This is a genomic window from Amycolatopsis sp. 505, assembly GCF_031625235.1.
Lineage (GTDB): Bacteria > Actinomycetota > Actinomycetes > Mycobacteriales > Pseudonocardiaceae > Amycolatopsis.
This window is the reverse complement of record NZ_JACKQP010000004.1, coordinates 621789-633919: the sequence shown is the minus strand read 5'-3', so window position 1 is coordinate 633919 and position 12131 is coordinate 621789. Positions and strand designations below refer to the sequence as shown.

12 protein-coding genes are annotated in these 12131 nt (G+C 72.7%); 7 read left to right on the top strand and 5 right to left on the bottom strand.

All coding sequences use genetic code 11. From position 1 onward, the window contains the following. Positions 1-198 precede the first annotated feature (198 nt). The 4 genes from H5965_RS18870 (at position 199) to H5965_RS18855 (ending at position 4764) form a co-directional block, all read left to right on the top strand. Complete coding sequence (locus tag H5965_RS18870) at positions 199-1590, top strand: amino acid permease (protein WP_310971320.1); 1392 nt, start codon at positions 199-201, stop codon at positions 1588-1590. Continuing rightward, the gene (locus tag H5965_RS18865; RefSeq protein ID WP_310971319.1) at positions 1587-2330 is read left to right on the top strand and encodes a carbon-nitrogen hydrolase family protein; all 744 of its coding nucleotides are present in this window, start codon (positions 1587-1589) and stop codon (positions 2328-2330) included. The genes H5965_RS18870 and H5965_RS18865 overlap by 4 nt, the downstream gene beginning before the upstream one ends. Next, positions 2327-4018 carry an NAD(P)/FAD-dependent oxidoreductase gene (locus tag H5965_RS18860; RefSeq protein WP_310971318.1) on the top strand — a complete coding sequence of 564 codons (1692 nt, stop codon included), beginning with the start codon at positions 2327-2329 and terminating at the stop codon, positions 4016-4018. The genes H5965_RS18865 and H5965_RS18860 overlap by 4 nt, the downstream gene beginning before the upstream one ends. Positions 4019-4098: 80 nt before the next feature. Then, positions 4099-4764 (top strand): TetR/AcrR family transcriptional regulator, encoded by a 666-nt coding sequence (locus H5965_RS18855; RefSeq protein ID WP_310971317.1) that lies wholly within the window; start codon positions 4099-4101, stop codon positions 4762-4764. Positions 4765-4872: 108 nt separating this feature from the next. Here H5965_RS18855 and H5965_RS18850 read toward each other — a convergent pair whose 3' ends face one another. Then, a complete protein-coding gene (locus H5965_RS18850; protein WP_310971316.1) occupies positions 4873-5604 on the bottom strand; it encodes a TetR family transcriptional regulator in 732 nt (243 codons plus the stop codon). A gap of 67 nt (positions 5605-5671) precedes the next feature. On the opposite strand from H5965_RS18850, the gene H5965_RS18845 reads away from it, so the two are divergent. Further along, the gene (locus H5965_RS18845; RefSeq protein WP_310971315.1) at positions 5672-6541 is read left to right on the top strand and encodes an alpha/beta hydrolase; all 870 of its coding nucleotides are present in this window, start codon (positions 5672-5674) and stop codon (positions 6539-6541) included. A gap of 73 nt (positions 6542-6614) precedes the next feature. Continuing rightward, positions 6615-7049, top strand: a complete 435-nt coding sequence (locus H5965_RS18840) for a hypothetical protein (RefSeq protein ID WP_310971314.1) — start codon at positions 6615-6617, stop codon at positions 7047-7049. A gap of 227 nt (positions 7050-7276) precedes the next feature. Here H5965_RS18840 and H5965_RS18835 read toward each other — a convergent pair whose 3' ends face one another. Next, on the bottom strand, positions 7277-8500 hold the full coding sequence (locus tag H5965_RS18835) for a helix-turn-helix domain-containing protein (protein WP_310971313.1): 1224 nt from the start codon (positions 8498-8500) through the stop codon (positions 7277-7279). Positions 8501-8602: 102 nt separating this feature from the next. Here H5965_RS18835 and H5965_RS18830 point away from each other — a divergent pair, with 102 nt between their 5' ends. Then, positions 8603-9448, top strand: coding sequence for an SGNH/GDSL hydrolase family protein (locus tag H5965_RS18830; protein WP_310971378.1), 846 nt, complete (start codon positions 8603-8605; stop codon positions 9446-9448). Here the strand turns inward: H5965_RS18830 and H5965_RS18825 are convergent. From H5965_RS18825 to H5965_RS18815, 3 genes are read right to left on the bottom strand one after another with little or no spacing between them, the layout of a single operon-like run. Beyond that, the gene (locus H5965_RS18825) at positions 9438-9959 is read right to left on the bottom strand and encodes a pyridoxamine 5'-phosphate oxidase family protein (protein ID WP_310971312.1); all 522 of its coding nucleotides are present in this window, start codon (positions 9957-9959) and stop codon (positions 9438-9440) included. The genes H5965_RS18830 and H5965_RS18825 overlap by 11 nt on opposite strands. 2 nt (positions 9960-9961) lie before the next feature. Then, positions 9962-10945, bottom strand: coding sequence for an LLM class F420-dependent oxidoreductase (locus H5965_RS18820; protein WP_310971311.1), 984 nt, complete (start codon positions 10943-10945; stop codon positions 9962-9964). Next, positions 10942-12129: an acetyl-CoA acetyltransferase gene (locus H5965_RS18815; RefSeq protein ID WP_310971310.1), complete on the bottom strand. Its 1188-nt coding sequence runs from the start codon at positions 12127-12129 to the stop codon at positions 10942-10944. Before H5965_RS18815 ends, H5965_RS18820 begins: the two co-directional genes overlap by 4 nt. Between the last annotated feature and the right edge of the window lie 2 nt (positions 12130-12131).

Below are 12131 nucleotides of genomic sequence, written 5' to 3'. Positions count from 1 at the left end.
CCTTGGGCTCGTGGCGGCGCCCTCGTGGCGGCCGCTCACCCCCTCCACGAACGGCCGACCGCCGATCCGACACCCCCAGGAGGATCAAAACGAATCGCCATGATCTGACGACAATGTGCAATGAATCACCTGTGATTCATCTGTACGCGCAATGTTCCCCTGTTTTGCGCTCCGGAAACGACCGTTGCCGTCGTCGGCATGACTTTGCGAGCCGCGACGGTGCGGCGGAAACCGGTCGCCGACCTGGTCGCCGAAGGTGATCATGGCACGTTGAAGCGGTCGCTCGGCCTCGGGCAGCTCACCATGCTCAGCATCGGGGCGACGCTGGGCAGCGGCATCTTCGTCGTGCTCGGCGAGGCCGTCCCGGTGGCCGGCCCGGCGGTGGTGCTCTCCTTCGTGCTCGCCGGCGTCACGGCGTTGTTCTCGGCGCTGTCCTACGCCGAGCTCGCCGGGATGATCCCGCTGTCCGGTTCGTCCTACTCCTACACCTACGCCACGCTCGGCGAGCTCGTCGCCTGGGTCTGCGGGTGGTGCCTGGTCCTCGAATACGGCGTCTCGGTCGCCTCCGTCGCCGTCGGCTGGGGCCAGTACCTCAACGAACTGCTCCGCCTGGCCTTCGGCTTCGCCATCCCGGACGCGCTGAGCCAGCCGCCCGGCTCCGGCGGGGTCGTCAACGTGCCCGCCATCCTCGTGGTCGTCCTCGCGATGGTGCTGCTGCTCTCCGGCGCCAAGGAGAGCGCGCGGGCCAACGCCGTCATGGTCGTGGTCAAGATCGGGACGCTGGTGCTGTTCTGCGCGATCGCCTTCAGCGCGGTGCAGGCGAAGAACTTCACGCCGTTCCTGCCGCTCGGGCTGGCCGGGCTGAGCGCCGGCGGCGCCAAGCTGTTCTTCTCCTACATCGGTTTCGACGCCGCTTCGACCGCCGGCGAGGAGGCGAAGAACCCGCAGCGCGACCTGCCGCGCGCGATCCTGCTCTCCCTCGGCATCGTCACCGTGCTGTACTGCCTGGTCGCGGTCGCCGCCGTCGGCGCCCTGCCGTGGCAGCGGTTCGACGGCCAGGAAGCCGCCCTTTCGCACGTGCTCGACGTCGTCTCGGACAACCCGTTCTGGGCCGGGCTGCTGGCCGTCGGCGCGATCGTGGCGATCTCCAGCGTCGTGCTGACCGTCCTCTACGGACAGACGCGCATCCTGTTCGCGATGTCCCGCGACGGCCTCGTCCCGTCCGTGCTGTCCAAAGTAGACGCGAAGACCGGCACCCCGCGGATCAACACCCTCGTGGTCTCGGCGTTCGTCGCGGTCCTGGCCGCCTTCATCCCGCTCGGCAAGCTCGCCGACGCCACCAGCATCGGCACGCTGTTCGCGTTCGGCCTGGTCAACGTCGCCGTCCTGCTGCTCAGGAAGCGCCAGCCCGACCGCCCGCGGACGTTCCGCGTCCCGCTCTCGCCGGTGACGCCGATCCTGGGCGTGCTGTGCTGCGGCTACATGATGCTCAGCCTCGACGGCGCCACCTGGCTGGTCTTCGGCGCCTGGATGGTCCTGGGCCTGCTGATCTACTTCGGCTACGGGATCCGGAAGTCGAGGCTGGCATGAGGGTCGCGATTCACCAGGGCCCGCTCGCCGACCTGCCCGGAATCGACGCCGACCTGGTCGTCACCGCGGAGATGAGCACGACGGGCTACCACATCGGCGCGCGCACGCACGAGCTCGCCGAACCCGCCGACGGCCCCACCGCGGCGCGGATGTCCGCGTGGGCGCGGCGAACCGGCACCGCACTGGCCTACGGCTACCCGGAAACCGACGGCGAGCACGTCTATAACAGCGTCCAGCTGATCGACGCGACCGGAAACCGGCTCGCCAACTACCGCAAGACCCACCTCTTCGGCGAGCTCGACAAGGCCTGGTTCACCCCCGGCGACGAGCCCGTCGTCCAGGCCGACCTCGGCGGTCTCCGGATCGGCCTGCTGATCTGCTACGACGTCGAGTTCCCGGAACTGGTCCGGGCGCACGCGCTCGCCGGCACCGAGCTCCTGGTCGTGCCGACCGCGCTGATGAGCCCGTACGAGCTGGTCGCGGACACGCTCGTGCCCGCCCGCGCCTACGAAAGCCAGCTGTTCGTCGCCTACGCGAACCGCTGCGACACCGAGCGGGAGCTGACCTACTGCGGCCGGTCCTGCGTCGTGGCCCCGACCGGCGACGTGCTGGCCCGCGCCGGCGCCGGGCCCGAAGTCGTCACCGCCGACGTCACCCGGGACGCGCTGGCCGCGTCCCGCCTGGAGAACACCCACCTGGCCGACCGACGGCCCGAACTGTACCGAGGAACCACCGCATGACCTCCGCCGTCCCGACCGCGATCCACCACGACGAACCGGCGGGCCGCCCGATCACGATGTTCGGCCCGGACTTCCCGTTCGCCTACGACGACTACCTCGCCCACCCCGCCGGCCTGGGCACGCTGCCCGCCGAGCGGCACGGCACCGAGGTCGCCGTGATCGGTGGCGGCCTCTCCGGCACCGTGACCGCGTACGAGCTGATGAAACTGGGCCTGCGGCCGGTGGTGTACGAGATCGCCGAGATCGGCGGCCGGCTGCGGACCGTCCGGTTCCCCGGCTGCCCGGACGACGTCGTCGCCGAGATGGGGGCGATGCGCTTCCCGCCCGCGTCCACCGCGCTGTTCCACTACATCGACAAGGTCGGGCTGGAGACGACGCCGTTCCCGAACCCGCTGGCCCCGGGGACGCCGAGCACCGTCGTCGACCTGAAGGGCGAGAGCCACTACGCGCGCACGCCCGAGGACCTGCCCGTCGTCTTCCGCGAGGTCGCCGCGGCCTGGGACCGGACGCTGGCCGAGCACGCCTCCTTCGCCGAGATGCAGACGGCGATCCGCGACCGCGACGCGAAGACGATCAAGCGGCTGTGGAACGAGCTCGTCCCACGGCTGGACAACCAGACCTTCTACGGCTTCCTGTGCGACTCCCCGGCGTTCGCCTCCTTCCGCCACCGCGAGATCTTCGGCCAGGTCGGCTTCGGCACCGGCGGCTGGGACACCGACTTCCCCAACTCCATCCTGGAGATCCTGCGGGTGGTCTACACCGGAGCCGACGACGAGCACCGCAGCATCGTCGGCGGCAGCAGGCAGCTCCCGCTGCGGTTGTGGGAGCACGCCCCGGAAGAGATCGCTTTCTGGCCCGCGGGCACCAGCCTGAGCACGTTGCACGGCGGACGTCCGCAGCCCGGCGTCGCGCGGCTGCACCGCACGGCACCCGGCAACATCACCGTGACCGACACCGCAGGGCACATCCGGACGTTCCCGGCGGCGGTGTTCACCGCGCAGAGCTGGATGCTGCTGTCGAACATCGAGTGCGACGAGGCGCTGTTCCCGATCGACCACTGGACGGCGATCGAGCGCACGCACTACATGGCGTCGTCGAAGGTGTTCGTGCCGGTCGACCGGCCGTTCTGGCTGGACCGCGACGCGGGCACCGGCCGCGACGCGATGAGCATGACGCTCACCGACCGGATGCCCCGCGGCACGTACCTGCTCGGCGACGACCCGGACTCCCCCGCGGTGATCTGCCTGTCCTACACGTGGGCCGACGACTCGCTGAAGTGGCTGCCGCTCTCGGTCGGCGAGCGCGTCGAGGTGATGCTCCAGTCGCTGCGCGAGATCTACCCGGGTGTCGACGTCCGGCGGCACATCATCGGCGACCCGGTCACGGTGTCCTGGGAGGCCGAGCCGCACTTCATGGGCGCGTTCAAGGCGAACCTGCCCGGGCACTACCGCTACCAGCAGCGGCTGTTCACGCACTTCGTGCAGGACGAGCTGCCGGCGCGCTACCGGGGCCTGTTCCTGGCGGGCGACGACATCTCGTGGACGGCGGGCTGGGCCGAGGGCGCGGTGCAGACGGCGCTGAACGCCGTGTGGGGCGTGCTGCACCACTTCGGCGGAGTAACCGATCCGGCGAATCCGGGCCCCGGAGACGGCTTCGCGGACCTCGCTCCGATCACGCTCCCGGACTGACCGTGCCCCGATAGTGGGTGCGCGTCCGACATCGTGCGCACTACCCTGCCCGGCGCAACGGCCCGTGCGACGATGGGCGGATGAACACCGAGCCGGCGCCGAGATGGCGAAGACTGGAACCGGACGAACGGAAGGAACAGATCTACGCTTGTGCGGCGCGGCTGTTCGGTGAGCGTCCCTATTCCGCAGTGTCCACTTCGGACATCGCGGCGGCGGCCGGGGTGGCGCGGGGCCTGATCAACCACTACTTCGGCACGAAACGCGAGCTGTACCTGGAAATCATCCGCCGGGCGCTGACCGTGCCGCGGCTGGCCGTCGAGATCCTCCCCGACGGGCCGCTGGAACTGCGCGCCGACGTCGCCATCGAGTGGTTCCTCGACATGGTCACCAGCCAGGAGCGGATGTGGCTGGCCGCGATCGCGCCGGAGGGCATCGGCCGCGACCTCGAGGTGGAGCGCATCCTCGAAGAGGCCGACCGCGAATCCGCCGACCGCGTGCTGGAGGCCGTCGGGCTGTCGCGGGAGAGCGAGCACGGGCCCGAGCTGAACGCGCTGGTGCGCGCGTTCGGCGGGATGGTGAAGTCGGCGGGGCGGGAGTGGCTCGTGCGCGGGTCGCTGACCCGCGACCAGGTGCACCTGCTGCTGTCGAAATCCCTGGTGACCCTGGTCGGCGAGGTCTTCCCGGCCATCCAGGCGGCGCCGTCGCGCCCCGGGCCGCCGTCACCGCGGCAGGGCGACTCCGGGTAGACCGAAGCCCCCGGCGCCACGAGGGGGAGGAGGGCGCCAGGGGCTCCGGGTCAGTGGGCGAACCACCGACGCACGCCCACGGTACGCCGAAGCACTGTCAAGTCGCTGTCAACCTTCGCTGTCCGATTCGCGAAGTTCGTCCAGCCGGTGCGCGAGGCCGTCGAGGCACCGCCGGACCGCGTAGTCGTAGAGCTGCGCGTAGTAGCCCGAGGCGAGGTCCGGGTCGCCCATCAGGTCGTGCATCGCCGCGCCCAGCTCGGCCATCCCCGGCAGGTCGGCCCGCTCGCGGTAGGTCGCGTACTCCTCGGTGTTGTCGATCCGCAGCGCGAGCGCGCCGTCGCGGTCGTCCTCCATGGCGACGAACTGGCACGCGGTCATCAGCAGCAGGTTGTAGGCCATGACGCTCTCGCGGCCGAACCCGGCGCCGAGCAGCACGCCGATGCCCGCGTCGATGGTGCGCGTCGCCGCTTTGACGGACGGGCCGAACAGGGCGAGCCGCCGCGCGCAGCCCGGGTAGGTCCGCAGCACCGCGCGCAGGCCGGCGAGCAGCTCGGTGAACCACTCCTGCCACGGCAGCCGCTCGTCCGGCAGCTCCAGCAGCCCGACGACCCGGTCGACGACGGCGTTCACCACCGCGTCCCGGTCGCCGACGTGGTGGTAGATCACCGCCGGGTAGGCCTCGACCGAGCGGGCGAGCTCCCGCAGCGTCCAGTTGTCCAGGCCGCGCTGGGCGGTGAGGGCCGTGGCCGCGGAGACGATGCGGTCGGCCGTCAGCGCCGGCAGGCCCGCGGCGGCCCGCGAGCGAGGGCGCTGTCCCGTGCCCGAGGAAGAGGTCGGCATGGGGCGTAACGGTAACCGCACGGCCGGGCCCGGTGCCAGCTCCGCGCGGGTACGGCAGGATCGGGGTATGGCACGCGCACAGGCCAACGGTCTCGAGCTCGAGTACGACACCTTCGGCGATCCGGCGGCTCCGCCGCTGGTCCTCGTGATGGGCCTCGGCGCCCAGATGATCACCTGGGAGGACGGCTTCTGCGAACTGCTGGCCGGCCGCGGGTTCTTCGTCGTGCGGTACGACAACCGGGACGTCGGGCTCTCGACGTGGCTCGACCACCTGCCGCCGCCGGACCTGGCCGCGCTGGCGGCCGGCGATCTGTCGAGTGCGCCGTACACGCTGTCGGACATGGCGGACGACGCCGTCGGGCTGTTCGACGCGCTGGGGATTTCCCGGGCGCACGTCGTGGGCGCGTCGATGGGCGGGATGATCGTCCAGCAGCTGGCGATCGACCACCCGGACCGGCTGCTGTCGATCACGTCGATCATGTCGACCACCGGCGACCGGGCGGTCGGGCAGGCCGAGCCGTGGGCGCTCGCGCTGCTGACCCGGCCGCCGGCGTCGACGCGCGAGCAGGCGCTGGTGGACAGCGTCGAGGGCTACCGGAAGCTCGGCTCCCCCGGCTACCCGGACGACGAGGCGTTCCTGCTGGCCAAGGCGGCGTTGCACTACGACCGCGCCCGCCACCCGGTGGGCACCCTGCGCCACGCGGCCGCGGTGGTGGCGTCGGGCGACCGCACGGCGCTTTTGCGCGGGGTGCGGCTGCCGGCGCTGGTCGTCCACGGCGACGCGGACCCGCTGATCAACGTGAGCGGCGGCAAGGCGACGGCGGAGGCGATCCCGGGCGCGGAGCTGGTGGTGGTCCCGGGGATGGGGCACAACCTGCCGCGGCCGGTGTGGCCGTCGCTCGTCGACACGATCGAGGGTTTCGTCAAGAAAGCGTAAAGACCCGCGGGCGCGGCGTAGGGAACGTGTCCTGTCTCACGCTTTCTCCCGGCCGCTGGGCTGGGCTGGGCGGATGGGCTTCGAATTTCCGTTCGGGTGCGTGGCCGCCGTCGCCGCGGTGATCGTGGCCGACCTCGCGGGCGCGACGGGTCACCCCTGGTACTCCCTGGTCACCTCGGGCGCGGTCGTCCTGTTCGCGGCCTACCGCGCTCCCCTCCGCGCGGCGACGGGCGTGGCGGTGGTCGCCTGGGGCCTGCACACGGGCTTCGTCCTCGGCCGCTTCGGCGAACTCACCTTCGGCCACGCCTCCGGCCTCGCTGCGCTCGTCCTCGCCTCGGCCCTGGTCACCGGCCTCCTCGCCCGCGCCGCCGTGTCGACCTCCCAATCACGCGTGTCGACCCCCCAATCACGCGTGTCGTCCATTCCGGTACGCGTGTCGTCCATCTGGGTACGCGAGTCGTCCGTCCGGGTACGCGAGTTCGCCGGCCGGGTGCTCCGGGTCCCGTGAGCCGACCCTCCGGGTACGCCGGCTGATCCTCCGGCGGCCGGGTCGGATGCTCCTGACGCGGTGGTCGGGACGTCGGCTCGCGTACTCGGCGGGTCGGCCGGCGTGATTGGAGGGTCAACTCGCGTGATTGGAGGGTCGACACGCGTGATTGAAGGGACGACACGCGTACCTGGACGGACGACACGCGTACCTGGGTGGACGACACGCGTACCTGGGGGGACGACACGTCAGGGGTGGGTGGCGCGGCGGGCTGCGGAGGCGGCGATGATGCGGGGCAGGCCGGCCGGGTGGAGGGGGTCGATGCCGGTGAGGTCGCGGATGCGGCGGAGGCGGTAGTCGACCGTGTTGGGGTGGACGTGGAGCTGGGCCGCCGTGCGGCGGCGGTTGGTTTCCAAGGTGAGGTACGCGTCCAGGGTCTCGACCAGCTCCGGGTGGGCCTGAAGCGGGTCGAGGGCCGCCGCTAGGCGGTCGCGGGCCGCTCCCGGGCGGGTCAGCTGGTACTCGACCAGGACGTCGTCGAGGCGGTACAGGCCCGGCGGGCGGCCGAACCAGCGCAGCACGTCGAGCACCTCGCCCGTCTGCGCCGCCACCTCCCGGACCTCCGACGGCGCGGCCGTTTCCGCCGCCGCCAGCACCGTCACGCCCGCCGCGCGCCCGGCCGCGGCCACCACCGCGTCCCAATCGGGGACCCGCCCGGCCACCGGGAGCAGGACGAGCCCGCCGGGGCCGTCCAGTGACGCGAGCACCCCGTCGCCGCAGGATCCCTCGAACGCCGCGAGGAACCGGCGCAGCTTCCGCCGGACGGCGATCTCGGCGTCCACCCCCGGCGACTCCTCGTCCGCGTGCGGCCCGAGTTCGACGCTCAGCACCACGTACCGCGCCGGCAGCGTGATCCCGGCGCTGCGGGCGACGACGTCGACCGGCCCGCCGTCGACGAGCACCGACAGCAGCGTCCGGCGCGCGGTGTGCTCCTGCCCGACCTTCGTCCGCAGCTCCTCCAGGTACCCGCGCGTCACGGCGCCGGTGACCGTGCCGACGAACGCCAGCACCCGGTCCGCGACCTCGAGCAGATCGGCGACGTCCCCGCTGCCCGAAGGAGCGGAGCCGACGGCGAAGATCTCCCGCGCGCCGACGTGGTACGCGGTCAGCACGGCCTCCAGCGGGAAGCCTTCCTCCGCCCGCCGGACCGCGGACGCGCCGACCTGGCGCAGCTCGGCCTCGTTGAGCTCGCGGTCCTCCCGCAGGCTGCGCGCGAAGGCCCGCACCGCCTGCCGCGTGATGCCGGCGATGTCGCCGGCCAGTTCCTCCACCGGCAGCCGCCGGTAGTCGGCGACCTCGGCCTGGATCCGCGCGAGCACCCGGGCGATCAGCTCGGGCTCCTCCCGGGTGAGCCGCTCGTGCACGCGCTGGCCGCCGAGGGTGAGGTCCCCGCCGCACTTGTGCTCGGTCACAACCGATGCCCCCGTTCTCTGCCCGGATTCCCAGTCAATCCGGTGACGCCCCGTGCCGATGGTGTCACGGAGACCAACAGTGTCAAGGAGGACACCGTGCGAGTGAGAACAACGGCGTTCATCGCGATCATGGTCACCGCGCTGACGGGCGCGGCGGCGGGCCCGGCGGCCGCGGCCACCGCCGGCGAGTACGTGGCCCTGGGGGATTCGGCGGCGGCCGGGCCGCTGATCCTGCCGCCCGACCTCTCCTCCCCCGGCTGCCTCCGGTCGCTGGCCGACTACCCGCACCTCGCCGCGAAGGAGCTCGGCGTGCCGCTGAAGGACGTCACCTGCTCCGGCGCGACGACGGCGGACATGACCGCCCCGCAGCAGACGTCCTCCGGCGCCGTGCCGCCGCAGCTGGACGCGTTGAGCGAGCAGACCCGCACGGTGACCGTGACGATCGGCGGCAACGACATCGGCCTGGTCGGCGCCGCGACGAGCTGCATCAACCTGCTGCCCGGCATCAACCCCGACTGCGTCGACCGGTACACGGCCGGCGGCCACGACCAGCTGGCCGAGAAGATCGCCGCGTTCGAGCCGGTGTGGGGCGCGCTGCTGGACGCGATCCACGCGAAGGCGCCGAACGCCGACGTCTTCGTCGCCGGCTACGGCACCTACCTCCCGCACAACGGCTGCTGGCCGCTCGCGCCCCTGACCCCGCGCGACGCGAACTACATCCAGGGCAGCATCGACAAGACCAACGCCGCCCTCGCCCGGCAGGCCGCCGCGCACGACGCGCAGTACGTCGACGTCCGGACCGCCTCGATCGGGCACGACGTCTGCAAGCTGCCCGGCGTGAAGTGGTTCGAGGGCGTGCTCCCGACGTCGGTCGCCGCGCCGATGCACCCGAACGCCGACGGCATGGCCGCGATCGGCCGCCTGGTCGCCGCGGCGGTCAGCGGGTGAAGTCCCAGCGGGTGGCGCCGTGCGGCTCGGCGGTCGCGACGCCGATGGCCCGGTCCAGCGTCAGCCGGTACAGGTGCCACGGCGCCGGCCCGGCGCTCGCCGCCATGAACGGGGCGGTGAAGCCCTCGTCCAGCACGGTCGCGGGCCAGCCGCCCTCGCGGTAGACGGCCGCCACCCGCTCTAGCGTCGCCGGGTCGCTGACCTGGTGGGCCTCGCCCTCCATGGTGAGGTCGAGGCCGCGCAGCCGCACCGACACGCTGCACGCCGGGTTCGCCGCCAGGTTGCGGGCCCGGCGCGTGCCCGGCCCGCTCACGAAGTACAGGGCGTCGTCCACCCAGATGGCCCCGACGCCGGCGGCGTGCGGCCGCCCGTCGGGGCGGACGGTGCCGACGAAGAAGGTCAGGTCCTCCTTGGGGGTCTGGGTGGCGAGGAGATCGCGCGCCCTGCTCCACGGCAGCGCCGCCGCGGACCCGGTTCCGTCGAGGTTCTTGGTTTCGCTCGCTTCGGTCATGCCTACGCGTCGAACGGGACGACGGCGGATCGACACGCGGCGAGAGTTTTTCCGCCACCGGGATCGTCGTCGCCGGTCGCGGGCACGATCGCGAGCTCGTCGACGCCCGCCTCCGCGTACTCGGCGGCCTTCGCGGCGATCTCGGCGCCGGACCCGAGCAGCCCGACCACGGCGATCGCCTCGGCGGGCACCGCGGCCAGCAGCGCCCGCGGGTGCGGCCGGGTGCGGGCGAAGTCGATCAGGTCGCCGAAGCCCGCCGCGCGGAACATGTCCGCGTAGCCCGGCGCGGCGAGGTAGCCGACCACACCGCGGCGGAGCTGCTCCAGCTCGGCCGGCCCCGGGTCGGCCGCGGCGACCACCCACGCGGCCACCGGCGGCGGTGTGACGCCGATGCGCGAAGCGGCGTCTCGCAGGCCACGCACCAGCGTCGCCGCGGCCGCCGGGCTGACCAGGTTGATCACCATCCGGTCGGCGTGCCGCGCGGCGGCCTCGAGCGCCCGCGGCCCGAACGCGGCGATCGTCACCGGCGACTTCGGCGCGGGCAGCCGCAGCCGGTACCCCTGCGAGCCGACCACCGATCCGTCCACAGTGGACTTCTCGCCGGACAGCAGCTGCCGGACCGCCACCGCGGACTCCGCCAAGGCCGTGGCCGCCCGGTCCCGCGAACGTCCGTGCCAGCCGCGCACGACGACGTCGCTGGACGTCCCCAACGCGACCCCGGTCGACCGGCCGGTCAGCGCCGCCACCGAGGCGACGCCCATGGCGATCGTCGCCGGGTCCCGCACGGTCACCGCCAACGGCCCGAACGTCAGGGAAATCCGCGAGGTGGCCGCGCCGATCGCGGTGCCGAGCGCGAAGGCGTCCCACGTCGCCATCTCGCCGATCCACAGCTCGGGGTAGCCCGCGTCCTCGGCCGCGCGGGCCGTTTCCAGCGCCTCCTCCGGCGGCCGGTCCTGCCAGAGCCCCAGCGACACCGAAAGCCTCATGCGGTGACCACCATCGTGACCACCGTGGTGAACGACCCGCCGACGTTCAGCGTCAACGCCGTCCGCGCGCCCTCGACCTGCGTCTCTCCCGCGGTGCCCGAGACCTGCCGGGCCGCGTCGCGCAGCATGCGGACGCCGGTCGCGCCGACCGGGTGGCCGAGGCCGATCAGGCCGCCGCCCGGGTTGATCCCGGCCGCGTCGAGACCGCCGTCGGCGATGAACCGGCCGCCGTCGCCGGGCGGTGCCGCGCCGAGGTGCTCCAGCGCGACCAGGCCGGTGATGGTGAAGCAGTCGTGCAGTTCGACGACGTCGAGCGCGTCGGGGCCGGGTACGCCCGCTCGCCGGTAGGCGTCGGTGACGGCGCCGCGCAGGTGCGGGAACAGGTACTCGCCGTCGGACGCGATCTTCGGCGCCAGGCCGATGTGCGCGGTGCGGTGCCCGAAGCCCGCGATGCGCGGGAAACCGCCGCCGAGCCGTTCGGCGAACACGGGCGAGGCCAGCAGGACCGCCGCGGCCCCGTCGGTGATCCGGCCGCAGTCCTGCTTGCGCAGGCTTCCCTCGATGACGGGATTGAGCTCGTCGTCGGGCCCGAACGCGCCGGCCGGGAACCGCCAGTCGCGGGCCTGGGCCACAGGGTTCAGCGCCGCCCGGTCGAAAGCATGCGAAGCGAACTGCCCGAGGTGCTCGGGATCGAGGCCATAACGTGCGTCGTAGGCGGCAGCGACGTCGGCGAACAACGCGGGCCACGGGAACTTCGCGGCGACGGCTTCGTGCGCGGCCCAGGCGGCGGACCCGAGGTGCTCGGCCGCGCGCTGCCCGTCGACGTTGCGCATCAGCTCGACGCCGACGACCAGCGCCACGTCGTAGCGGCCCGCTTCGAGGTCCGCGCAGGCGGCGAGGACCGCGGTGCTGCCGGACGCGCACGCGGCTTCGTGCCGGGTCGACGGCACGCCGTCCAGCTCCGGGACGGCCGCCACCAGGAGCCCGCCGAGCTGGGCCTGGCCGGTGAACAGCTCCGCCGCGAGGTTCCCGACGTGGGCGACTTCGACGTCTTCGGCCGAAACCCCGGCGTCGGCCAGCGCGGCGGGCACGACCTCGGCGAACAGCTCGAGGATCCCGCGCCCTTCCTTGGTGAAGTTGCGCGCGAAGTCGGTTTGCGCCCCGCCCAGCACGAACACCGTCATGA

Excerpts from the sequence above, each read along its gene's own strand:
- H5965_RS18870 (WP_310971320.1), top strand. The coding sequence starts at position 199 with ATGACTTTGCGAGCCGCGACGGTGCGGCGGAAACCGGTCGCCGACCTG.
- H5965_RS18865 (WP_310971319.1), top strand. The coding sequence starts at position 1,587 with ATGAGGGTCGCGATTCACCAGGGCCCGCTCGCCGACCTGCCCGGAATC.
- H5965_RS18860 (WP_310971318.1), top strand. The coding sequence starts at position 2,327 with ATGACCTCCGCCGTCCCGACCGCGATCCACCACGACGAACCGGCGGGC.
- H5965_RS18855 (WP_310971317.1), top strand. The coding sequence starts at position 4,099 with ATGAACACCGAGCCGGCGCCGAGATGGCGAAGACTGGAACCGGACGAA.
- H5965_RS18850 (WP_310971316.1), bottom strand. The coding sequence starts at position 5,604 with ATGCCGACCTCTTCCTCGGGCACGGGACAGCGCCCTCGCTCGCGGGCC.
- H5965_RS18845 (WP_310971315.1), top strand. The coding sequence starts at position 5,672 with ATGGCACGCGCACAGGCCAACGGTCTCGAGCTCGAGTACGACACCTTC.
- H5965_RS18840 (WP_310971314.1), top strand. The coding sequence starts at position 6,615 with ATGGGCTTCGAATTTCCGTTCGGGTGCGTGGCCGCCGTCGCCGCGGTG.
- H5965_RS18825 (WP_310971312.1), bottom strand. The coding sequence starts at position 9,959 with ATGACCGAAGCGAGCGAAACCAAGAACCTCGACGGAACCGGGTCCGCG.
- H5965_RS18820 (WP_310971311.1), bottom strand. The coding sequence starts at position 10,945 with ATGAGGCTTTCGGTGTCGCTGGGGCTCTGGCAGGACCGGCCGCCGGAG.
- H5965_RS18815 (WP_310971310.1), bottom strand. The coding sequence starts at position 12,129 with ATGACGGTGTTCGTGCTGGGCGGGGCGCAAACCGACTTCGCGCGCAAC.